This window comes from Actinomadura coerulea (genome assembly GCF_014208105.1).
In the GTDB taxonomy this organism is placed as follows: Bacteria; Actinomycetota; Actinomycetes; order Streptosporangiales; family Streptosporangiaceae; genus Spirillospora; species Spirillospora coerulea.
Genome location: NZ_JACHMQ010000001.1, coordinates 2,601,205 through 2,622,893, shown reverse-complemented (window position 1 = coordinate 2,622,893; position 21,689 = coordinate 2,601,205). Strand labels below are relative to the sequence as shown.

The 21,689-nt window shown below is 74.2% G+C and carries 19 protein-coding genes and 1 pseudogene; 11 read left to right on the top strand and 9 right to left on the bottom strand.

The window, feature by feature from the left end; translation table 11 throughout:
- Positions 1-33: 33 nt before the first annotated feature.
- Positions 34-390: pseudogene (locus BKA00_RS40805) on the top strand (SDR family NAD(P)-dependent oxidoreductase); the annotation flags it as partial.
- Positions 391-663: 273 nt separating this feature from the next.
- On the opposite strand, the gene BKA00_RS12115 reads toward BKA00_RS40805, so the two are convergent.
- On the bottom strand, positions 664-1,800 hold the full coding sequence (locus BKA00_RS12115) for a serine hydrolase domain-containing protein (protein ID WP_221493115.1): 1,137 nt from the start codon (positions 1,798-1,800) through the stop codon (positions 664-666).
- Between the two features lie 186 nt (positions 1,801-1,986).
- On the opposite strand from BKA00_RS12115, the gene BKA00_RS12110 reads away from it, so the two are divergent.
- The 4 genes from BKA00_RS12110 to BKA00_RS12095 all read left to right on the top strand — a co-directional run bounded on the left by BKA00_RS12110 (position 1,987) and on the right by BKA00_RS12095 (position 4,909).
- The gene (locus tag BKA00_RS12110; RefSeq protein WP_185025000.1) at positions 1,987-2,403 is read left to right on the top strand and encodes a hypothetical protein; all 417 of its coding nucleotides are present in this window, start codon (positions 1,987-1,989) and stop codon (positions 2,401-2,403) included.
- Between the two features lie 52 nt (positions 2,404-2,455).
- A complete protein-coding gene (locus tag BKA00_RS12105; protein ID WP_185034074.1) occupies positions 2,456-2,686 on the top strand; it encodes a CocE/NonD family hydrolase C-terminal non-catalytic domain-containing protein in 231 nt (76 codons plus the stop codon).
- Between the two features lie 100 nt (positions 2,687-2,786).
- A complete protein-coding gene (locus BKA00_RS12100; protein WP_185024999.1) occupies positions 2,787-3,881 on the top strand; it encodes a TIGR03857 family LLM class F420-dependent oxidoreductase in 1,095 nt (364 codons plus the stop codon).
- Positions 3,878-4,909 (top strand): ecdysteroid 22-kinase family protein, encoded by a 1,032-nt coding sequence (locus BKA00_RS12095; protein ID WP_230299007.1) that lies wholly within the window; start codon positions 3,878-3,880, stop codon positions 4,907-4,909. The genes BKA00_RS12100 and BKA00_RS12095 overlap by 4 nt, the downstream gene beginning before the upstream one ends.
- Before the next feature lie 115 nt (positions 4,910-5,024).
- On the opposite strand, the gene BKA00_RS12090 is transcribed toward BKA00_RS12095, so the two are convergent.
- Entirely contained in the window at positions 5,025-5,963 is a 939-nt protein-coding gene (locus BKA00_RS12090; RefSeq protein WP_185024998.1) for a cyclase family protein, read from the bottom strand.
- A 350-nt stretch (positions 5,964-6,313) separates the two neighbouring features.
- Between BKA00_RS12090 and BKA00_RS12085 the strand changes: the two genes are divergently transcribed.
- From BKA00_RS12085 to BKA00_RS12065, 5 genes are all read left to right on the top strand, one after another.
- A complete protein-coding gene (locus BKA00_RS12085; protein WP_185024997.1) occupies positions 6,314-6,481 on the top strand; it encodes a hypothetical protein in 168 nt (55 codons plus the stop codon).
- Between the two features lie 298 nt (positions 6,482-6,779).
- On the top strand, positions 6,780-7,298 hold the full coding sequence (locus BKA00_RS12080; protein WP_185024996.1) for a peroxiredoxin family protein: 519 nt from the start codon (positions 6,780-6,782) through the stop codon (positions 7,296-7,298).
- Positions 7,299-7,300: 2 nt separating this feature from the next.
- Positions 7,301-9,127: an ABC transporter ATP-binding protein gene (locus tag BKA00_RS12075; protein ID WP_230299008.1), complete on the top strand. Its 1,827-nt coding sequence runs from the start codon at positions 7,301-7,303 to the stop codon at positions 9,125-9,127.
- Positions 9,124-9,546 carry a S26 family signal peptidase gene (locus BKA00_RS12070; RefSeq protein WP_221493114.1) on the top strand — a complete coding sequence of 141 codons (423 nt, stop codon included), beginning with the start codon at positions 9,124-9,126 and terminating at the stop codon, positions 9,544-9,546. Before BKA00_RS12075 ends, BKA00_RS12070 begins: the two co-directional genes overlap by 4 nt.
- A 223-nt stretch (positions 9,547-9,769) precedes the next feature.
- On the top strand, positions 9,770-11,329 hold the full coding sequence (locus BKA00_RS12065) for a serine/threonine-protein kinase (RefSeq protein WP_185024995.1): 1,560 nt from the start codon (positions 9,770-9,772) through the stop codon (positions 11,327-11,329).
- 31 nt (positions 11,330-11,360) lie between these two features.
- Here the strand turns inward: BKA00_RS12065 and BKA00_RS12060 are convergent, their stop codons facing one another.
- The 7 genes from BKA00_RS12060 to BKA00_RS12030 are packed head-to-tail and all read right to left on the bottom strand — an operon-like array spanning position 11,361 to position 20,579.
- Positions 11,361-12,485, bottom strand: a complete 1,125-nt coding sequence (locus BKA00_RS12060) for a TRAFAC clade GTPase domain-containing protein (protein ID WP_185024994.1) — start codon at positions 12,483-12,485, stop codon at positions 11,361-11,363.
- Between the two features lies 1 nt (position 12,486).
- Positions 12,487-13,749: a hypothetical protein gene (locus BKA00_RS12055; RefSeq protein WP_185024993.1), complete on the bottom strand. Its 1,263-nt coding sequence runs from the start codon at positions 13,747-13,749 to the stop codon at positions 12,487-12,489.
- A 33-nt stretch (positions 13,750-13,782) separates the two neighbouring features.
- Complete coding sequence (locus BKA00_RS12050; protein WP_185024992.1) at positions 13,783-14,367, bottom strand: hypothetical protein; 585 nt, start codon at positions 14,365-14,367, stop codon at positions 13,783-13,785.
- Positions 14,364-15,500 carry a hypothetical protein gene (locus tag BKA00_RS12045; RefSeq protein ID WP_185024991.1) on the bottom strand — a complete coding sequence of 379 codons (1,137 nt, stop codon included), beginning with the start codon at positions 15,498-15,500 and terminating at the stop codon, positions 14,364-14,366. The genes BKA00_RS12050 and BKA00_RS12045 overlap by 4 nt, the downstream gene beginning before the upstream one ends.
- Positions 15,500-18,214: a hypothetical protein gene (locus BKA00_RS12040; RefSeq protein ID WP_185024990.1), complete on the bottom strand. Its 2,715-nt coding sequence runs from the start codon at positions 18,212-18,214 to the stop codon at positions 15,500-15,502. The genes BKA00_RS12045 and BKA00_RS12040 overlap by 1 nt, the downstream gene beginning before the upstream one ends.
- Positions 18,211-19,584 carry a hypothetical protein gene (locus BKA00_RS40390; RefSeq protein ID WP_185024989.1) on the bottom strand — a complete coding sequence of 458 codons (1,374 nt, stop codon included), beginning with the start codon at positions 19,582-19,584 and terminating at the stop codon, positions 18,211-18,213. The genes BKA00_RS12040 and BKA00_RS40390 overlap by 4 nt, the downstream gene beginning before the upstream one ends.
- A gap of 2 nt (positions 19,585-19,586) precedes the next feature.
- On the bottom strand, positions 19,587-20,579 hold the full coding sequence (locus BKA00_RS12030) for a hypothetical protein (protein WP_185024988.1): 993 nt from the start codon (positions 20,577-20,579) through the stop codon (positions 19,587-19,589).
- Between the two features lie 668 nt (positions 20,580-21,247).
- On the opposite strand from BKA00_RS12030, the gene BKA00_RS12025 reads away from it, so the two are divergent.
- The gene (locus BKA00_RS12025; protein WP_185024987.1) at positions 21,248-21,598 is read left to right on the top strand and encodes a TraR/DksA family transcriptional regulator; all 351 of its coding nucleotides are present in this window, start codon (positions 21,248-21,250) and stop codon (positions 21,596-21,598) included.
- Positions 21,599-21,689 lie beyond the last annotated feature (91 nt).

The window sequence follows — 21,689 nt, the reverse complement described above, 5'->3', positions numbered from 1 at the left end:
TCGCGCCGGTGAAACGGAGAAAGTCGTCGGCAGATCGGTGCCGCCGGTCGAGGGCCGGATCGTGGAGACGCTCCACGGTCTGGGACGAGGCCCGATGCGTGTTCCGGCCTTGGCGAGGCCTACGGGGGCTACGGGACCGACGAGAACGCGCTGGCTGACATGGTCGCCGACGTGCTGGATCGCCACGGCCGCATCGACGTTCTGATCAGCAACGCCGGCGGGGCGATGGCGGCGCCGCGGCCCGCGGAGGAGATCGGTCTCGGCGACTGGAACCGTGCCCTCTCCGGCGACCTGACCGGCACGTGGCCGGCGGCCAAGGCCGTGATCCCCGCGATGAAGCGCGCCGGCCGGGGGACGCTCATCAATGTCTGGTACGACGACGAAGCGCGCCTTTCCCCAGGGCCTGGCGCCCTCCATCGCGGCCAAGGCGGGCGTCGAGGGGCTCACCCGGGCGCTCGGCTGACGTTGATCAGGTCGAGGTCGAGTCCGCCGCCGCGCAGGGCGTCGCGGATGTCGGCCCGGAGCCGGTGCACCGCGTCCAGCATTACGGTGATCCAGGGCGGCCTCCACCGGTGACAGGTTCCCCTTACCGCCCGTAGGCCCCATTGACCGGCGGGCCGGGGGCAGGTTCTCGGCTGCCCGTGGGGGCCTGCTCGAAGGCTTCTAGTCGGTGTCGCGGGCGTGGTCGGCCAAGGCCTGGTTCATTTCGAATTCGCGGTCCTCAAGGTTCCATTGGTCTGCTTGGGCCACCTGGTTGGTGACCCAATAGACCATGGTGCCGTCGCGCAGGACTCGGCTGTAGCTGGCGAAGGACCAGTCGTTGCCGCCGTTGTGCCAGGCGACCCGGCCGTCCTTGGTGTGTAGGACGCCCCAGCCGTATCCGTAGGCGGCCTCGGCGCCGGGGATCCGGGCGTGCGGCTCGAACATCTGGGTTTTGGCGGTGGCGCTGAGGATCGTGTCGCCGAGCAGCGCGCGGTGCCACTTGAACATGTCACGTCCGGTGGACAGCATGCCGCCGTTGCCGCGCAGGTTCCAGTGCGGTCCGTCGGCGGCCCAGGGGTGGTCGAACGGACGGCCCTGGCTCGCGCCGTGCTCGTCGTACTCGACGGCCACCTCCGCACGGGAGAACTTCGGTAGCACGTAGCCCGTTCGGGTCATTCCCGCCGGCGTGAACAGGTGCGTTGCCAGAAACTTCTCGTAGCTGGTTCCCGACACCTTTTCGACGATGGCGGCGAGGACGCTGAATCCCGTATTCGAGTAGTTGAACTTCGTGCCGGGGCGGGAGACCAGCTTGGATTTCAGTGCCTTGTCCAGCATCTCGTCGCGGGAGACGGACTCGTAGTCGTCGCCGAGTCCCTCGGCCAGCCCCGCCGTGTGCGTCAGCAGGTGATGCAGGGTGATGCCGCGTTTGTCCGCGGGCACCGGGCCGAGGATCGTGCTGATCCGGTCGGTCGTCCGGAGCTTGCCCATCATCTCCAGCTTCATGATCGCGGCCGCGGTGAACTGCTTGGTGATCGACATGACGTCGTACACGGTGTCGCAGGTGGCCGGAGTCCCTGCCGCCCGGTCCGCCAGGCCGAAGCCCTTGCAGTGCGCGAGTTCGGCGCCGCGGGCGGCCACCACCGTACCGCCCGTCCCTTGGGGCAGCGTGCGGACGAGGTAGCGGGCGATCGAGCGGTCGACGGGCTCGGCCGCGCCTCGGGCGGCCCTCGGCATGCCGACGGCGCTGCCGCCGCAGCCCGCCACGGCCAGCGTGGCCGAGAGCGCCAGGGCGAAAGAGAGCGAATTGATCCGTTGCATGCGACCTCCAGTGCGGTGTCTCGCGGGGGATGCGCCAGAGGCTGGCCGCGGCGGGCCGCGGTGATCAAGGGGTCATGCCGTTCGAGCTTGTGCGAGACGCTGTACGGCCTGTTCAGCGTGGGGCATAGTGGATCGATCGACGAGCATCGGGGTGAGATCGTGACCGCACCGCCACCGTCACCGGACGTGGCAGCCGACGAGGCGGAGTTCATCGCCGCGCTGCGCCGGCTCAAGGCCTGGTCGGGCCTCAGCTACCGGCAGCTGGAGCGCCGGGCCGCCGACGCCGGGCTAGTGCTGCCCTACTCGACCGCGTCCACCGCCCTCGGCCGCAAGACCCTGCCCCGCGAGGAGCTGCTGGTCGCCTTCGTCCTGGCGTGCGGGCTGGACGACGAAGAGGCGGCGTCCTGGGTGGCCGTCAGGAAGCGCATCGCGGTCGGCGAACCCATCACCGCGACCGAGCCGAGGGCGGCCCGGAGGCCGCGGTGGCGGCCCGCGTTCGGCTTTGCCGCGGTGGCGCTGAGTCTTGCTCTCGCCGGCAGTGCGACGCTCCCCATGAACGTCGGCGAAGAGGTCGAGGCCGTCCAGGCCACCGTGGGCAGGTGACCCCGGGACGCTTCACTCGACCCCGGGCCGGTCGCGCAACCTCTGCGACGGGATCGTCCGCCTGACCCGCGCCGATCCGGCGGACACCGTCGCCACGGTCGACCTGCTCGGCGTCGCCCATCGTTTCGCGCCCGGCCACCGTCTCCGCCTCCAGGTCTCCGGAGGCGCCCACCCCCGCCTCGCACGCAACCCGGGCACCGGGGCCGCCGATGCCGCCGACTCCGAACTCCGCGCCACCACCTACCGCCTCGCGGACACCTCCCACCTGATCCTGCCCACCTGAGCCGTCGGCCTCGCCCCGCGCGGAAGCGACCTGGACAGGCTTTCGGACAGGTGTCCATTTCGGGTACGGTCGAGGCCCGGCGCAGGCGGAGGAGGCCCCGGTGGACGACCTGCCAGAGCTCGGCTGCTACGGGCTGGCCGGGCATTCGAGCACCCCGCGCGACCTGCTCGGCGAGGTCGCCGAGGCCGAGGCCCTGGGGCTCGGCTCGGTGTTCCTCTCGGAGCGCTTCAACACCAAGGACGCGGCGGTGCTGGCGGGAGCCGCGGCGGCGGCCGGCACCCGGATCGGCATCGCCACCGCGGCCACCAACCACAACACCCGCCATCCCCTGGTCACCGCGACGGTCGCCACGACGATGCACCGGATGACCGGCGGGCGGTTCGCGCTCGGCCTGGGCCGGGGCTTCGACATGCTCTTCGACGTGATGGGCCTGCGCCGCGTCACCCAGGCCCAGCTCGAGGACTTCATCGGCATCATGCGCCGGCTGTGGCGGGGAGAGGCGGTCGTCGGGCACGACGGCCCCGCCGGAAGCTATCCGTACCTCAGCCAGGACTCGACGTTCCGGGAGGACATCCCGGTCATGCTCATGGCGATGGGCGAGCGGACGCTCGAGTTCGCCGGCCGGGTCGCCGACGGGGTCGTCCTGCACACCTTCTTCACCGACGAGACCCTGGCCCGTGCGGTCTCCTCGATCCGCCGGGGCGCCGCGGCGGCGGGCCGCGACCCCGGCTCGGTACGGGTGTGGTCGGTCCTGGCCGCGGTCGGCGACCATCTGGACGAGGAGGCCCGCCTGCGCAAGCTCGTCGGCCGCCTGGCCACCTACCTGCAGGGCTACGGTGACCTGCTGGTCCGGGCCAACCGCTGGGATCCGGCCGACCTGGCCCGGTTCCGCGCCGACGACCTGGTCGACGGCTACCCCGGGGCCTTCGACGCGCTCGCCACGCCGGACGAACTGCGCCACCTGGCCGGGCTGCTCCCCCCGGAATGGCTGGAGGCGGCGGCGACCGGCTCTCCCGAACAGTGCGCGCGGCGCGTCCTCGCCCAGTTCGACGCCGGCGCCGACAGCGTCGTCCTGCACGGCGCCACCCCGGTCGAACTGGCCCCGATCATCGACGCCTACCGGGCGGCGCGGCCCGCTGACGGGTTCGAGGGACTGCCCCGCAACCCGGGACGCGCCCGCGCGGGGGACTCGTGACCGGCGGCGAACCCACCCGGCTGAACGCCGCCTGGCTGAGCGACGTGCTCGGCGCGGCGGTGACCGACGTCCGGTGGCGGCCGGTCGGGACGGGCCAGATGAGCGGCTGCTTCCGGGGCGAACTGACCGGGGACGGGGTGCCGGCGCGGCTGGTGGCCAAGCTCCCGGCGGCCGACCAGGCCACACGGGAGATGCTCAAGGGCATCTACCGGACGGAGGTGCGGTTCTACCTCGACGTGGCCCCGACGGTGGCCGTGCGCACCCCGGCCTGCCGGTACGGCATGCTCACCGAGGACGCCACCGACTTCGTCCTGCTCCTGGAGGACCTGCACCCCGGCGCGCAGGGCGACCAACTCGCCGGTTGCGCCGCCGCCGAAGCGCTGGACTGCGTGGTCAACCTGGCCGGACTGCACGGCCCCCGCTGGTGCGACCCGGCCCTGCCGGATCTGGACTGGCTGCACCGCACCGGCCCCGAGGACGGCGACGGAGTGACCGGCGCGCTGGTCCCGGCCACGGAGATCTTCATCGACCGGTTCGCGGACCGGCTGGCCGCCGAGGACAAGGCGACGCTGCGGGCCGTCGCCCTCCGCGCCGGACCATGGATCACGGCGCGTCCGGAGCGCTTCTCCCTCGTCCACGGCGACTACCGTCTCGACAACATCATCTTCGCGGCCGGCGGCGGACCCGGCGTCGCCGCGGTCGACTGGCAGACCCTCACCGTCGGCCTGCCCGCCCGCGATCTTGCCTATTTCCTGGGGACCGGCCTCACCGTCGCAGACCGCCGGACCCACGAGCGCGATCTGGTCGCCGCCTACCACGGCGTCCTGGCCGGTCACGGCGTGACCGGCTACTCCCTTGAGGAGTGCTGGGACGACTACGCCTTCGCCTTCCTCCAAGGCCCCCTGATCACCGTGCTCGGCTGCGCCTACGGCACCCCCACCCAGCGCGGCGACGAAATGTTCCTCGCCATGGCCGCCCGGTCCTGCGCCGCGATCCGCGACCACGGCTCCCTCAACAAGGTCCCCTGACCTGCGGAAGAAGTATCGGCGGTACCAGTCAGAGATTCATGTTCTCGACGTGGTCGAGGCTCGCGTCCGGCCAGGGCGACCAGGTGGCGATCAGCCAGGCCGCCTCGTTCCGCGGTCAGAACGTGGCGATCGGGTTGACCGGGCTGCCGGACGTACCGGAGAAGCGGACCGGCGCGACCGCGAGTTGGAAGTCCCACTGGCCGAGCTCGGCGGCCGTCGTCGCGCACGCCTCCAGGTCGCAGTTGTCGAGCAGCCACAGCCCCATCGCGACGAGGCTCACCGCGTGGACCGGCATCAGCACGTCCTTGTACCCCGAGGGCTGGACGTCCTGGGGGGTGTCGGCGCCGATCAGCGAGACCTCCCGTTCACGCAGCCACGGCAGGCAGGACGCGTGCCAACCGGCCTGCGTGAAGCCGCCGGCCTCACCGGCCTCGTGCCGGAGGCGGCCGTAGCCGGTCCGCAGGAGCACCGCATCACCGGGGCGCACCCGCACACCCTGGCGACGCTCGGCCTCCTCGAGATCCTCGGGGAACACGCCCTGCCCCGGTTCCAGCCACGGCACCTCGCGGACCTTCGCGACGTCCAGCAGGACACCGCGCGTGACGATCCCGTTCGCCGCCGCCGTGACCGCCGCCCACGCCGATCCCTTCTCGGCGTCGACGAGCGAGTGCGACCGCCCGTTGTACATCGTGCCGTCCCAGAAGATGTGGCACGGCGAGTCGAGGTGGGTGAGGGTGTTGCCGTGGAACGTGATGCCGAGCCGCTCGGATGAGAAGCCCCAGCGCCGGTCGTTGCGGAACTCGGGCACCGGCATGTTCTCGGCACCCGGCATCTCGGCGGCGCACGGGCACGCCGTCGTCGACCGCTCCATGTCCTTCGGGACGGCGACCTCCCACGCGCACGACACGCTCCTGCCGTGGCGCACGGCCCGGGCCGCCGCCAGCCGGACGTCGTCGGTGATGTGGTTCAGAGTGCCGAGCTCGTCGTCGCCGCCCCACCGCCCCCAGTTCGACAGCGTGTCGAAATATCCGAGGACGTCGTCCTGTGTTGGCATCGCCCGCCCTGCCGTCATCCCAGCATCGGCCCCTCCGGTAAAGGTTCGGGGCACCAAGCCCCGCTGGACTGGCATGACACTAGATCAGCGGGCCGGCCCGAGAACCGTTTCCTCTCCAAACCACGGAGTTATTGATCATTGCTGCCGCGGTGTTCATCAATATCACACAAAGATCATCTTGTGGTTCACCGAGGGTTGCGGTGTTCGCGGTGCCGGGGGTGATACTTGGGCCAGCCCCGCGCCGGGGAGTAATCCGGACAATAAACGGTGCCGACCGTTGACTTCAGCGCGTGCACGGCCCGGCGACGTTTCGATCCGGTGATTCTCTGGCATTACGAGAAGGAGATGCGATGAGTCGTCTCATCGACCGTGCGCTGGAGCGCATCGTCCCGAAGGCCACCGGATCGGCGTGCAGCGGCACCTACTTCTGCAACGCCCAAGGGCACCCCGGCTACTGGTACCGGTTCTGCTGCGTGGACACGGGCTGCAGCTGGACCAAGGTCCGCAGTAGCTGCTGATCTGATCAGGCTGCGAAACCGGGCGGCGGTGCGGCCGCGCCGCCGCCCGGCGGGCGGAAGAAGCCCTCTGCGGCGGAGCGCGGCCCTTCCAGGGTTTTCGGCTCCTCCGAAATGTGGCTCGCCCTTGTTCGACATGGGTGCGATCCGGTGTTCGCGCCCATCGTGATTCCCCGTGTATCCGGCCCGGCCTGTCGGCGCCGACCGGGCGGAATGGCGACAGCCGCGACCGCCCTTCCGGCTGCGGTGATTCCGGTCTCTCATTCGACGAAATCGCTGGACTCTTCGCTAGGGATTGCTGATGCCATATCTCGTGGCGGCCGTCGTGCTGCTCGGTGTGCTGTGCCTGCTGAACCTGCTGCTGACGGTCGGCATCCTGCGCCGGATGCGGGCGGATGCCCTCCGTTCCGCGGGCCGCGCCGACAGTCTGTTCGCCCTGGAGCCGGGCGCCCCCGTGGGCGAGTTCACGGCGGTGACCGTCGACGGCGACCCGGTGACGCACCGCGATGTGACCGGCGTGGTCGGGTTCTTCTCCGCCGACTGCGCGGCCTGCCACGATCTCCTGCCGTCCTTCGTCGGCCGAGCGCGCGACCTGGGCAGGGAGAGGGTCCTCGCGGTGGTCGGCGGTGACGACCCGGCGACGGTGGCGGCCCTGGCGCCCGTCGCCAGGGTGGTGCTCGCCGACCTCGACGGCGGCCCGATGGCCCGCGCGTTCCAGAACGAGTGGACCCCCGCCCTCTACGTGGTGGACGAGGACGGGCGGATCGCCGCGACCGGCACCCGGATCGACCGGCTCCCGGTGCCGGCCGGCCGGGGCTGAGCGTGTCCGACGCCCCGGCACCGGACCGGCGGATCGGGCCGCGCGAGCTGAGCGCGTCGGCCGCCGCAGCCGTCGCGCTGATCGGTCGGGCCGCCCCCGTCCGGGTTCCGCTCTTCCTGGCCGCCACCGTGGCGGCGGCCGCGACGCCCGTCGCCGCGGCCTGGCTCACCAAACTCGTGATCGACCGCCTGACCGGCTCGCACGGCCCGGTCGCGGGCCTGGCGCTCGGACTGGTCGCCGCGGGGACGGCGGGCGCGTTCCTGCCGCTCGCCGCGAACTACGCGCGGTCCCAGATCGGCCGGGCGGCCGGGGCGGCCGGCACGGACCGGCTGTTCGCCGCCGCCGACCGCCAGGTGGGGCTGCGCGCCTTCGAGGACCCGGCCTTCCAGGACCGGCTACGGCTCGCCCAGCAGGCGGTCCAGCGCCTCCCCGAGATCGTGGACGGTTTCGGCGGGATGCTCGGCGGGCTGCTGTCGCTGGTCGGCTTCCTGAGCTCCCTCGCGGTGCTCAGCCCGGTGATGACCGGGCTGGTGCTCGCCGCCGCCCTGCCCGCCCTCATAGCCGAGGTCCTGCTCACCCGCCGCCGCTCGGCCATGGAGTGGAGCATCGAGCGGTACCACCGCCGCGAGTTCTTCTACGGCCAGCTGCTCACCGGCACGGCCGCCGCCACGGAGATCCGGCTGTTCGGGATCGGCGCGTTCCTGCGCTCGCGCATGATGCGCGAGCGGCGGGACGCCGACGGGGCCACCCGCCGCATGGACCTGCGCGAGCTGCGTACGCAGGGCGGGCTGACCACGGTCAGCGCCGCGGTGACCGGCGCCGGCCTCTGGTGGGCCATCGGCGCGGCCCGCGACGGCGTGCTCAGCGTCGGCGACGTCACCATGTTCCTCGCCGCGGCCGCGGGGGTGCAGACCGCGCTGGCCGGGCTCATCACGGCGGTGTCCGGCGGCCAGGCGCGGCTTCTGGCGTTCACCCACTACGTCGCCGTCGTCAACGCCGGATCCGACCTGCCCCGCGCGGACGGCGCGGACGCGCCGCCGCTGCGCCGCGGGATCGAGGTGCGCGACGTGTGGTTCCGCTACGGCGACGACCACCCCTGGGTGCTGCGCGGCGTGGACCTGACGATCCCTCACGGCGACGCCGTCGCGCTCGTCGGTCTGAACGGCGCGGGCAAGAGCACGCTGGTCAAGCTGCTGTGCCGGATGTACGACCCGACCCGCGGGCGGATCCTCTGGGACGGCACGGACCTGCGCGACATCCCGCCCGAAGCGCTTCGCGCCCGGATCAGCGCGGTCTTCCAGGACCACATGAACTACGAGATGACCGCACGCGACAACATCGCCCTCGGCGACCTGGCGTCCGCGGGCGAGCCGGGCCGGGTGGAGGCGGCGGCCGCCCTCGCCGGCGTCCACGACCGGCTGGCCGCGCTGCCCCGCGGCTACGACACGGCGCTCACCCGCATGTTCGCGCTCGGCGAGGCGGACGAGGCGACCGGCGTGGTGCTGTCCGGGGGGCAGTGGAAGCGGGTGGCGCTGGCCCGGGCGCTGGTCCGCGAGGGCCGGGACCTGATGATCCTCGACGAGCCCGGCGCGGGACTGGACCCCGAGGCCGAGCACGAGGTGCACGCGCGGATGCGCGAGCACCGCCGGGACCGCGCCAGCCTGCTCATCTCGCACCGGCTGAGCGCCGTCCGCGACGCCGACCGCATCGTGGTCCTGCGGGAGGGGCGGATCGTCGAGCAGGGCACGCACGCGGCGCTGATGGCCGCCGACGGCGGGTACGCCCGCCTCTTCCGGCTCCAGGCGTCCGGCTACCAGGAGGTCACGTGATCCGCGCCGCCCTCGCCGCCGGGGCGCTCACCGCGGCCGGGCTGGTGCTCGCGGCGCGCCGCGGCCTTCTGCTGACCACCGTGGACGGGACGAGCATGGAACCCGCCCTGAGCTCGGGCGACCGGATCCTCGTGCGCCGGACCCGGAGGGTCCGGCGCGGCCAGGTGGCGCTGCTGCGTCCCCCCGGCCGGCCCAGCACCACCCTGCTGCTCAAACGAGCCGTGGCCGTCCCCGGCGACCATGTGCCCGGCGGCTGGGCCGACCCGGACGTCGCGCGGATCGGCGGCGCCCCGGTGCCTCCGAGGACGCTCGTCGTGCTCGGCGACAACCGCCCGGCGAGCTGGGATTCGCGGCACTACGGATACGTCCCGCGTCACCGCGTCGTCGGTGTCATGCTCTGCCGCCTGTCCGGTCACTGAGGCGGCGGCCCGGGCCTTCGTCAGGGTCCGGCGGCGCCCGCCCGTCCCACCGCCCTGCCCGCCGCCGCGCGGCCGTCGCGGCGAATAGCTGGGAACGGTGTCGGACGACCCATTTCGGGGCGGTCCGCCGACATAGGATCGGGGCATTCGGGGTGAACGGGGAAAGGGTCGTTCTTTGGGGCTGGTCGGCGGCGCAGGGGAAGCCGATGGCTTTCCGGCGGCCTTGCGGGAGAGATTCCGGCCAGTCCGGATCGAGGCGGTCGGCGCCGAGTCGGTCGTCCATCTGGCCGAGCCGCTCGGCGGCGGCTGCGCGGGCGCCGGCCTGGTCGTCGTCAAGGTGCACCGGGACGCCCGGCTGGAGACCGACCAGCTCGTCGTGCTGGGGCGGCTGGAGGCCACCCGGCACGTCCCCCGGATCCACGACTACGGGAACCTCGTCGTGGACGGCGCCGAGGTCGGCTGGATGGCGCAGGAGTACTGCGCGCACGGTTCGCTGGACGCGCTGATCCGAGACGCCCTCCCGCTCGGCGACGCGGAACTGCGGGCGATCGTCGCCGAACTCGCCGAATGCCTGAACTTCTGGCTGGGCGCCATGGGACTGACGCACACGGACGTGAAACCGGCCAACATCCTGGTGCGGTCCCGGAACCCCTACGAACTGCTGATCGGGGACTTCGGAGGCATAGCCCGCAACGTCCGGGTCCATGGGCGGGATCCGGGCGGGCTGCTGACCACCTGGGCCTACGCCGCGCCCGAGACCGCGCGGGGCCGCCGCGGCGCTCCGGCCGCCTGGTGGGCTCTCGGGATCATCGCCTACCAGCTCCTCCTCGGGCGGACGCCGTACGAGGGGACGCCGTCCGCGCGGGTGCGGGAGCTGCTGCGCGCCGGGCGGCGGCCCGCGCTGGACGCCGTGACCGACCCGGAGTGGCGGCGGCTGATCGACGGGCTGCTCGTCGTCGACCCGGCGCGGCGCTGGACCTACGAGCACGTGGTGGCGTGGGTCGCGGACGAGCACCGGCCGCCGCGGTTCAACGGCCGCACCTACCGGGACGTCCGCGGCCTCACCGACGACCTGGAGCGCAACTGGCGGGACGGCGCCGCCTGGCTGGCCGGCAACGGCGGGCGGCTGGCCGACTGGCTCGTCCGCCAGGGCGCCGACCCCGCCGACGTGCGGTACCTGCGCGGGCTCGGCGGCGGCGGGGCGCGGCGGGCGCTGATCAGGCTGACCGCGCAGGTCATCCCGGACGTGACGCCGCGCTACGAGGGCCGTCCGATCGACGCGCCGGGGCTGCTCGGGCTCGCGCGGGGCGGCCCCGCCGACCGGGAGCTGCTGCGTGAGGTGGTGGACGGCGGCGTGCTGGCCGACGCCGCCCGGCACCGCTGCGGGCATCCCGGCTGCCGGGGGCGCTGCGCCGTCCTGGACCGGGTGCACGCGGACGTCCCGGAGATCGTCGCGCGGGCGGAGGGGAAGCTGAGCTGGTTGCGCGGCCGGGTGCTGCGGACCCGTCCGGGCCGGCCGCCGGCGGAGCTGCCGTCCGAGCGGGAGTGGCCGATGCTGTGGGCGTGGGCGGCGGAGCTCACGCTGCTCGCCGACGCCGCGGAGCGGGTCCGCGCGCTCGCCGCGGCCGTGCCGCGCGACGTCCCGTGGTGGCCGGACCGGCTGCGGCTCGCCGAGTCGGCCGACCCCGCCACCGTGGAGGGGCGCGCCGACCTCGTGGTGGCGCAGCTCCTGGCCCCGCACGCCTGGCGCTCGGCGGGCGGGCACGGCCCGCTCCGGCACTGACCGCCGCGCCGGCGGCGAGCGGGCGGCGGGCTCACAGGTACTGGCCGGGCTCCTCGGTGTCGATCCGGGGGACCAGCCCGGTGGCGCTGAACAGCGACAGCAGCGGGCGCAGCACCCGGGTCGGGCGGAAGTCGCGGTGCGGGAACACGCCCTCCTCAGGGATCGGCGGCACGCCCGACGCGGACGCGAAGTGGAGCGTGGTGGGCGAGCCGGAGTGGAACGGCGCGAGCCACAGTTCGGCGCCGTGGCGGGCCAGGAACGCGTAGGCGGCCTCGTTCTCGTCCTCGACGGTGCGCAGGTCGCCGAGCACCGTCTCGTCGTCCCGCCCGAGCCAGTGCGCGACGGTGCCGTCGAGCCCGGCGAGCATGTCGGACTTGGCGACGACGAGGGCGCCGGGCGGCAGCAGGCCGTCGCGGGTCTGCCGGGTGTGCAGGAGCTGGGTGATCGCGTGCGTGAAGCCGGGGTCGGGCACCCACGGGTTCCAGTCGTCGCCGGTGCGGAGCTGCTGCCCGTCGGCGACGTACAGGATCGCGTCGGCGAGGCTGAGGAACGGGGTGTCCTCGTACTCGTACCGGTGGTAGTGCTCGCCGGGGACGTCGAAGAACCCGACGGCGTGGGTCCGCCCCGTGTACTCGCTGGACACGCGCAGCGCGTACACGAACTCGGCCCGCGCGGAGCGCCGGGTGGCGGGCAGCACTCGGCGCTGCTCCAGGAACGGCCGGATCCGCTCCTCGTAGAACCGCTGCCGCAGGTGCCCGTCGAGCGGTTCGATGCGCAGCTCCGGCGCGAGCATGGCCTTGCGCCGTTCGAGCTGCGCGATCATCGCGGTGAGCAGGTGGGTCTTGCCGGCCGCGCTGGCGCCGACCAGCCCGATGATGAGCGGGTCCAGGTCGCCGTAGTCGGCCGGGAGGGAGTGCGGGTCGCCGTCGCCGTGGCACTGCCGCATCGCGCCGAGCGTGCGGTGCCGCCAGCGGACCTCCGGCTCGTCCGGCGCCCGCGTCAGCACCTCCGGCCCGTCGGGGGTGTTCTTGACGAGCGGGACCTCTCCGTAGTCGGACCAGTCGATGTGGTTCAGGCAGTACGGGCAGAGCGTGCGGGCGCGCGGCTCCGGGCCGGGGTAGGCGGCGGGGCCGGACTGCCAGGGCGGGGCGATCATGTCACAACACCACCAGGAGGATGAGGACGACCAGGACGAAGACCAGGGGCCACACCAGCAGGGGGTGCGGTCTGCGCCTGCCGTCGTCGCCGACGCGGAACGGAAAGTCGCGGGGCAGCGAGGGGACGCCGACCCCCGGAGCCGCGCCCGGCCGTCCGGCTCCCGGGGCCGGTCCCCGTACCGTTCCCGGTCCCGGAGGGAGCGGCGGTGCGGATCCCCTGGACGGGGGCGCGGGCGCGCCCTGCCTCCGCTGGCCGAGCCACTGCTTCTCCCTCCGGTAGTTCTCGATGGCGTGCGAGCCGGCGCCCGTCGCCGGGGGCATCGCCGGGGGCATCGCCGGGGGCACCGGCGGAGGCGGTGCCGGAGGCGGCGGCTTCGGCGCGCTGTGCGTGTTCTGTCCGGGCTGCGCCGCCGGGGCGCCGGGGTGGATCTCGACGGTCCGCGTGTCGTCGTCCTCGGGAGGGTCCTGCTCGGTGGGGGAGTCCTGCCCGGCGGACGCGTCCCGCTCCGTCGTCTCGCCGGAGGGGGGCCACCCGTCCATGCGGGCCAGCACCTCCGCGGCCGTCGGGACCTCCTCGCCGAAGACGGGCCGGAGCACCATGCCGAGGTCGGGGTGGTGCCGGACGAGCCAGCGCAGCTCGCCCTCGTCGGCGGGCCCGGCGCCGTCCGGCCCGAAGGACGACTCCTCGCCCGACGCCAGCCAGAACAGCAGCCCGGCCGCCGCGCGCACGTCCCGCGCCGCCCGGAGGTCGTCCGGCTGCCCGACCGCGTTGCCCAGGTCGGCGATCTGCAGCCGCCTGCCGTCCCACAGGAGCATCCCGGGGGACAGCTCGCCGAGCGCGTAGGCGTTGTCCGCGAGCACCCGGAGCGCGGTGAACAGGTCGTGGACCGGCTCCCGCAGCCGCTCGGAGGTGAGCGGGGACGTCCCGGTGAGCGGACGGCCGCGCCGCGTCTGCACCAGCCGGGCCGGGGCGTCGGGGGAGTCGACGTCGAAGCCGAGCAGCGTCCCGAACTGGTCGGCGCGCACGTCCTCCATGCGGAGGCCGCCCCAGACGGCGACCTCGTTGCTCAGCACGCGCTTCCCCAGGGCGCCGGTGGCGACCTTGTACACGCACTCGACCGCGGCGCCGCCGCCGGCGGGCCGGACCGTGCCGTAGTGGCTCCTGTAGCGGGCGCCGGCGCGGCTCCCCTGGTCGAGGGTCAGCGCGAACTCGACGCGTCCCTCCCCGGACGGTGTTTCGAGCAGTGCGATTTCGGTGGTCACCCCGTCACGTCCCTGTGTCGATCAGCTCTGGGATCAGTTCTGGTAGAAGAAGACGACGAGCTGCACGGAGCCGTCGCCCTCCCCGCCCGTCCACGCGGCCCGGTAGATCGCCTCCCGGAACCGCGGATTGCCGGACTTGACGGCCTTGGCGGCGTTCCTGCCGAGGGTGACGCCGCTGCCGGTGTCGTTCCGCGCGCCGTAGGCGAGGAAGAAGCCGACCTGGAGCTTCTGCTCCAGCTGCTCCAGGCAGGCGCCGCGGGCGTCCTCGCGTCGCATCTCGTCCCCGTACAGCCAGGAAGGGTGCTCCCCGCGCAGCGCCTCGTCGACCTTCCTCAGCAGGTCGGCGCGGGCCCCGCCGGAGCCGGACAGGAGCCCCTCGGCCTGCACCGGGATCAGGAAGTCGCAGAAGTCCTGGCCGAGGACGCGCGGGCCGGACGGCCGCGGCTTCTTCTCCTCCGGCAGGCCGGTGGTGAGCTGCGCGCGGGGCTGCACCGCCATGGCCACGAGGAACAGCACGAGCATCAGGTCGGCGAACAGCCAGCCGGCGAGGTGCGCCGCGCCGAACCGGGAGGTCCGCCGCCCCCGCCGGGACGCGCGCCTCCTCGCGGACCCGGTCACCGGTGCGCACCGCCGTCATGCCGCACGTAGGCGACGAACTCGCGGGTGTCGTCGACGAGGTACTCCAGCTGTTCGAGCGCCTTCGACAGCCGGTCGGTGCCGGCGGAGAGCCGGGCGACCGCGTCGGCGAGCACCGCGTTGCCGGCGTCCTGGTAGTGCTGCGCGGCCTCGGCGTGGTCGGTGGTGGCGAGCGTCGCCCGCTCCACCTGCGTCACCATGGCGGCCAGTTCGGCGCGCAGCTCCCGCTGGCCGGCGGCGATGTCGGACTGGAGCTCCCGGAAGCGCTCCAGGGTCTCGGCGGGCGCCTGCATGCCCTCGATCGCCCGTTCCAGCGACTCGGCCTTGTCGATCCAGGTCTGGACGGCGTCCTCGATCCGCTTGCCGGTGCTGCCCTCCAGGGCCGCGCGGACGTCCTCGGCGGTGCCCGCGAGACGGCCGATGAGCCCGCCCACGCTGGTCTCCATCCGCTGCACCAGCGCCTGGAGGTCCCGGTAGGTGACCTGGCCGTTCCGGGAGCCCGACAGCAGGTGCGACGCGAGCGCGATGTCCTGCGCGATCTGCACGCGCTCGGCCTCGTAGCGCGGGCGGTCGAGGAGGTTCTCGCAGGTGGTCACGACGGCGGTGAACCCGATGACGACGAGGACGGCGAGGACGACCCACCACGCGGTCTCCGAGAGCGGCGCGAAGTCCTGGACGCCGCGCCGGATGTGGTCGGGGTCGAACGAGCCGGCCTGCCAGCCGAGCAGGAACGAGCCCTCGCTGTGGGCCCGGCCGTAGGCGTTCAGGGCGTCGTGCAGCTTCCACCAGGTGACGACGATCGGCGCGAAGACGAGCACGTTCTGGAAGAACCTGCCCCAGGCCAGCGTGGTCTCCAGCCATCGGCGCGGCGCCGGGTCGGGCAGCAGCGCGTCCGCCGGGTAGGCGGTGACGAGGTCGATGCCGGTCGGCGGCGGCCCGCCGGCCGGGTCGAGGTCGTCGGCGAGGCGTTTCAGCAGCGCGGGGCCGCTGGCGGCGTCCCCGGGGGAGTCCCGCAGCGCGCGGTCGGCGTACCGGTGGAACCGCGCGCTGATGCCGCTGAGGACGTCGTCGGAGGTGAGGGGCTCGGTCGGGCTGATCGTCGCTCCAGTCGCCATCAGGGGGTCTTTTCTGTCGTCGGTTGCGGGGACCGGCCGCCGGTCGGCGTCCCGTCCCCGGCGGCCGGCGTCTCGGCGCCGTCCCCCGGGGAGGCGGTCGTCGGGGAGGCGGACGGCGCGACGGTGACGGTCACGGTCGGGGCGACCCGCCCCGGCGGCGGGGTCTCGTCCGAGCCTCCGAACAGCAGGAGGCAGAGCAGGACGACGATCCCGAGGCCGACCACCGCGATCGCCCACTCCTGGAGGGTGCGGTCGGCGATCCAGACGGCGATCGGGTGCCGGCCGTCGTCCGGCGGCTCCTGCTCGGAGCCGGACGGGAAGCGGTCCGGGGGCGCGGTGGGCGGGTCGAACGAGAAGGACTGCGGCGGGATCGGCGGCTCGGGGAGCGGGAGCGGGGGCGCGGTGCGGGCCGGGCCGGGCCCGGCCGGTCGCACCGGGTGCGGGTCCTGCGCGTGCCTCCCCTGCGGCATGCCCGCGGGCGCCGGTTCGGCGGCCCTCCTCCCGGTGGTCCGCGTCTCGGCGGCCCGGAGCGGCCCGCGCACGGTGTAATCGGTGATATCGGACGAGAGGCCGAGGTCGGCCGCCTGCCGGCGAGTCGTGTGCAGCAGGGCGGGCACGACCGCGTCCGGCGCCGCCTGGGCGGCCACGGCCAGCAGGAACGTCGCCGTGCCGCCGGCCCGCACCAGCTCGTCCACCTCCGTGCGCGTGAGCCCGCCGCCGTCCGACCGGTCACCGGCCTGGTAGACGGCCCGGAGAAGGAGCGTGTACGCCCTGAACCGCTGGCCGGGCTCGTCGGGCCACGCCTTCTCCACCAGGCCGGCCAGGAACCGTCCGGCCAGTGCGGCATCGCAGATCGCGCGCTTCTCGGCGGGCGTGCGGGTGCGCCCGGTCAGCACCCGGCACACCGGGTCGAGCAGGCCGGGCTGCCCGGGCTGCTCGGCCAGCCCCTGGACCAGGTCGGTGCTGGACAGGACGCCCAGCATGTCCTCGAGCACCGATGGCGGGGCCTTGCGGCGCCGTGCCTGCGCGGCGAGCTGGAAGACGTGGGCGCGGTCGCCTGCGAGCACGTCGGCGAGCGCCGCCCACGGCCGGAACTGCGTCGCCTCCGCGTCGGCGGGCAGCGCGCCGAGCACCGGGGCCAGGTCCGTGACGGGGTCGCCGTACGCCAGGTGCAGGACGGTCCGGTACAGGTCGTTCTCGTCCTCCGCGCGCAGGCCGCAGCGAGAGACGATGTCGTGGATCGTCTCGTGGAACATCTCGGTCTCGCGCATCAGCGCGCGGACGTCCTCGTCGCCGCGCCGGTCGCCGCGACTCCACTGCCGGTACGCGGCGCGCATGAAGTGCGGGGCGGCCTGGACGTGGTCGCTCGGCGCCAGCAACCTGCTCCACTCCAGCAGGCTGGCCGCCTTCATGCCGGACAGGAGCCGGGCGAAGGTGTCGTCGGACGCGGGGTCGATGCCCGCGCCGAGCGCGAAGTACACGGCGCTGTACTGGTCCGCCGAGGTGACCTTGGACAGCCCGGCGTACCAGTTCGCGAGGACGCGTCTCGCCTCCGTCGCCGTGAGGCCCATCCGGCGGGCGGCCTCGAGCAGCCGGTCGGCGCTGTCGCGGTCCTCGCCGTCATCGGCCATGTACCGCTCGGCGGCGACCTGCCGCAGCGTCCGGGTGGCCTCGGACAGCCCGGGCGGCTTCGCCTCCGTCCAGCGCAGCAGCCGGTCGGTGAGCTGCGCCGTGCCGGCGGTCCGCAGGTCGGCGCGCAGCTGCTCCTGCCCTTTCGGGCCGTTCAGGTAGCGGCGCGCGGGCTCGTCGAGCGTGCCCGCGATCGCCCGGTCGACGAGGTCGAGGCCGCCGGTGGCCCGCTGGTGCTCGGCCTCCACCCAGTCCGCGAGCGCCCCGGTGGACGTCAGCGGCGAGCGCGGCCGGGTCAGCGAGGCGGCCGGCAGGTCGGCGAGGAGCCCGGCCACCCGGGCGACGCCGGGGTCGGCGCCGCCCGTGGTCGTCAGTGGCGTCCGCCCGTTCCTGGCGTCCGGCAGGCCGACCGCGAGCAGCCGGGGCCGCAGCTCGGGACGGGTGACCTGGGCGCCCAGCAGCATCGTCAGCGGCGCCGTCCCGGCGACCCCGTCCAGCCGGTGCACGAGCCCGGCGACCAGGCCGACGTCGTCCGGGGAGATCTCGGCCAGGTAGGAGTCGCTCGGCGCGGCGAGCACCCCGGCGAGCAGTCCGGCCAGCGCGTCGCGGCGCACGGACGGCTCGTCCAGCCCGGCCCGGGCGTGCGCCCACAGCGCCGCCGCGTCGAGCGCTTCGAGCTCCGAGGGCGTCGAGTCGAGCCGGTCCGGCGTGCTCCACTCCGGCCAGCGGTGCAGGCCGAGGACCAGCGCCGCGTTCACCACGGACGCCGAGCCGACGAGCGCGTGCACGAGCTGGGAGGGCCGGCCGTTCGGGTCGCGGGCCGGCACCAGCCGCAGCGCGGCGCCGTGCTCGCCCTGCCGGCCGAACCGCAGCGCGCCGAGCGCCGCGCACTCGGCCGCGCCGGCCAGCCACTGCCCGACGGCGACGTCGCCGCCGGCCAGCCGCTCGTTCCAGACGCGCAGCCCGTCGGTGCCGAGGGACGTCGCGACGGGTCCGAGACCGCGGCCGCCGGCCAGCAGCCGGTCCGACCAGGCGAAGACGATCTGGTCGACGCGGCCGGGCGCGGGGGAGGAACGGGTCGTCATGACGCCACGACCTCCCGGCCGGCGGGCGCGCCGAGCACCTCGCGCGGCAGCACGCCCTTCATCGCCAGCAGCGCCAGCAGGGGCCGCAGCACCCGCTGCCGCCGGAACGACTGCTCGGGGTACTCGCCGCTCTCCATGTCCACGCCGACGCCGGTCGCCGACGCGAAGTGCAGGGTCGCGTCCTCGCACTTCTGGACCGGGACGAGCCACGACCCCGCGCCGCGCGAGCGCAGCAGGGCGTAGGCGTCCTCGGACTCCTCCTCGACCGTGCCGAGTTCGAGGTCGTCCCGGCGGTCGAGCCACCGGTCGACCTCCTTGAACGCGCGCAGCGTGTCCGACTTGGCGATCACCAGCGCGGCGGGCAGCGGCAGGAACTCCAGGCTCCGCCCGGCGCGGACGTGGTCGATATGGCTGAGCACCGCGGTGAACCCCGGGTCGCCGGTGTGCCGGCCGTGCCGGACGTCCAGCTCCGTGCCGTCCGCCACGAAGACCAGCCCGTCCGCGATGCTCATGAACGGGGTGTCGTCGCGGGTGTGGCCCTGGCTGAAGATCTCGCCCGGCACATCGAAGATCAGCAGCGCGTACTGCTCGCCGGTGTGCCCGCTGGTGATCCGGTAGGCGCAGGTGAACTCCGGACTCAGCGCCCGGCGGGTGACCGGCAGCGGCTTGCGGTCGCGCAGCAGGTCGAACCGGTTCCTGGCGAACAGCTCCCGCTGCAGCCGGGGGTCGAGCGGCAGCACGTCCAGCCGGTGCGAGATCTTCAGCGCGGCCTGGTCGAGCTCCTCCGTCATCGCCGCGAGCAGGTGGGACTTGCCCGACCCGGACGTGCCGACCATCCCGACGATCAGGACGGTCATGCCGCCGAGCGACGCGGGCACGAAGTGGTCCTTGCCGGTGGCCTCGCAGACCCGCCAGGCGTGCATCGTCCGGGTGCGCCAGCGGACGTCGCTCTCGCCGGGCTCCCGGGTCAGCGCGATCTCCTCGCCGTCCACGGTGCGATCGACGAGCGGGGCGCTGTTCCAGGCGAACTCGCTCAGGCAGTACGGGCACACCATGGTGCGGTCGGGGCCGTCCGGCGGGCCGGGCACCCGGGGCCGGTGGGGGGACTCCGGGCCGAGGTCGTCGCTCATCTCCGCCTCGGGCGGCTCGTAGGGGGCGCCGTCGGCCGTGGTGCCGCCCGCCGTGGTGCCGTCCGCCGCCGTGCTACCGGCCGCTGTGGCGCCGACGGGCGCGGTGCCGCTCGGCCGGGCGTCCAGGCCCGGGGCCGTGACCGGGTCCAGGTCGAGATCCGGGTTCGCGGCGGGCAGCGGGTAGGGCGGCCTGTCGAGCTTCGGCGGAAGCTTGGGCCTGGGGGGTTCGGGGTCGCTCACGGTCACCTCACGAGCAGGACGGCGCTGACGATCAGGGCCACGGCGAGGACCCCGAGGAAGAGGAAGAGGATCAGGACGCCCCCGCTGCCGGGGGGCGCCGCGTCCGGGGTCCGCCGGGAGGGCGCGGCGGGGCCCGCCTGGACCCGCGCCCGCGGCGGCTCCGCCGCGATCCGGCGGCTCTCGCGGAACTCCCGCTGCCGGCGGCGCAGCTCGCGGAACTCGGCCCGCCCGCCCTCCTCGGCGGCGAGCCGCCGGTCGCGGACGGCCGAAGGCGGCCTGGCCTCGGGCCGCACCGCCTGAGGGGGCGCCTGAGGAGTCGCGCGAGGGGGCGCGGGAGGGTGCGCCGGGGACGGCTGCCGGGGCGGGGCCGCCGGGTCGTGCCGGTCCTCCGGAACGCGTTCGGGCGGCGGCGGCTTCGGGCGGCTCCGCCACAGCCGGTCCCTGATCTCACCGGGGGAGACCTCGTGGCCAGCGGTGGCGTGGAAGGCCGGTTCGAGCGCCTGCGCGAGGTCGGCGTCGACCTCGGCGAACTCCGCGACGAGGGCCGCCGGCGTGCCGCCGGCGGGCGAACCGGTGGCGAGCCGCAGCAGCAGGTGGGCGGCGGCCTGGACGTCCGGGACGCCGCCGGCCGGCGGCCCCGCCGGCGTGCCGAGCGCGGACCCCGCGAGCGCCTCGGACGGGCCGAGCGGCTCCACGTGCCCGAAACCGTGCAGTTCGACGCGCCGTCCGTCCCAGAACACCGTGTCCGCCGAGACGGCCCGGTGCGCGAAGCCGAGGTCGGCGAGGAACGCGAGCGCGCCGAACAGGTCGCGCGCCGCCCGGCCGAGCTGCACGTCGTCGAGCCGCGGCGGCGGTCCGCACCGGGAGACGGGCACGCCGCGGCGGGTGACCATCAGGCACACGGGGCTCTGCGCGGCCTGGAAGCCGATCATCCGCCCGGCGGACGCCTGCCGGCCGCCGATCCGGTCGTAGACCTCGGCCTCGCGGCGCAGCACCTTCGCCCCGGCGGGGGAGAGGGCCGTCTTGAGGAGGACGTCGCGGTCGTCGGCGCGGCCGTAGCGGTGGGTGAGGAGCGCGTCCTCGTGCCGCAGCCCGCCCTGCGTGAAAGTGACCGTGACTCGACCGGATTGCCCGAAAGATGACTTTTGGAGGGTGAATGTCTCTTCCGCTGGCGCCCCAGCCTGTTCCGTATAGATAGTGCCCCCCTCGGGTCATATTCACGGCTTGACGAATAAGTGATGCAAAGGATCCGCTAGGTGTGACGCACGGAGTTGGAGGAAGGTTGCCGCTTTTTTCGGTCTGAGATCGGCGCAGGGCAGAGCGGGCACCGCCCTGCCGCGGCGGCCCGCCGACCGGCCCGGCGGCCTGCGCGGCGCTCCCCGCTCCCGTCCACGTCCCGCCGCCCCTGACGCCGCGACCGGAGATGGACAGATTTCCGCGAGTGTGCGAAACGCAATGGACAGCGTGCTAGGAAATGCCGCACGCCGCGGACCGGGCGCTCGCGCCAACCTTTCAGCCTGCGATGACAGGCCCTCCAAAACGACACCCCGACCGGCCACACGCGAGCGCTGTGAGTGTCGGCCTCGCCGGTCACCTGCGCCAGGACGGTGCCAGGGCTGGCTTGGCGGGGAATGTGTCCCCCGGCCGGGGAGTTCTCCCGGTCATGGGCGACCGGACGGAAGCGGCACGGACGCGCGAGGTGCTGGAGGCCGAGCGCGAGCGCACGCTCGCCGCCGTCCGCGCGCTGGACCGCGACCGCGAGGGCATCGTGGAGTCGGCCCGCCTGTCCGCCGTGGACGACGAGCACGATCCCGAGGGCGCGACACTGGGGTTCGAACGAGCCCACGTGGAGGCGCTGCTGGCGGCGGCCCGGGGCCGTCTCGACGACCTCGACCGCGCGCTCGAACGGCTCGCCGCGGGAACCTACGGAATCTGCGCGTCCTGCGGCGCCCCCATCGGCGCCGGGCGCCTGGCGGCCCGTCCCGCCGCGGCGCTGTGCATCTCCTGTGCCTGATTTCCCGTATGTCCGCTCTTCCGCGACCGGCCTGCCCCACCAGCCACACAGACCTCACCTGTCGGCACGCCGGATGCGGTCACTCTTCGTA

Bases quoted from the DNA above. Each gene is read 5' to 3' on its own strand.
- BKA00_RS12085 (WP_185024997.1), top strand. From the start codon at position 6,314: ATGAGTCGTCTCATCGACCGTGCGCTGGAGCGCATCGTCCCGAAGGCC.
- BKA00_RS12115 (WP_221493115.1), bottom strand. From the start codon at position 1,800: ATGCAACGGATCAATTCGCTCTCTTTCGCCCTGGCGCTCTCGGCCACG.
- BKA00_RS12060 (WP_185024994.1), bottom strand. From the start codon at position 12,485: ATGATCGCCCCGCCCTGGCAGTCCGGCCCCGCCGCCTACCCCGGCCCG.
- BKA00_RS12025 (WP_185024987.1), top strand. From the start codon at position 21,248: ATGGGCGACCGGACGGAAGCGGCACGGACGCGCGAGGTGCTGGAGGCC.
- BKA00_RS12080 (WP_185024996.1), top strand. From the start codon at position 6,780: ATGCCATATCTCGTGGCGGCCGTCGTGCTGCTCGGTGTGCTGTGCCTG.
- BKA00_RS12090 (WP_185024998.1), bottom strand. From the start codon at position 5,963: ATGCCAACACAGGACGACGTCCTCGGATATTTCGACACGCTGTCGAAC.
- BKA00_RS12040 (WP_185024990.1), bottom strand. From the start codon at position 18,214: ATGACGACCCGTTCCTCCCCCGCGCCCGGCCGCGTCGACCAGATCGTC.
- BKA00_RS12045 (WP_185024991.1), bottom strand. From the start codon at position 15,500: ATGGCGACTGGAGCGACGATCAGCCCGACCGAGCCCCTCACCTCCGAC.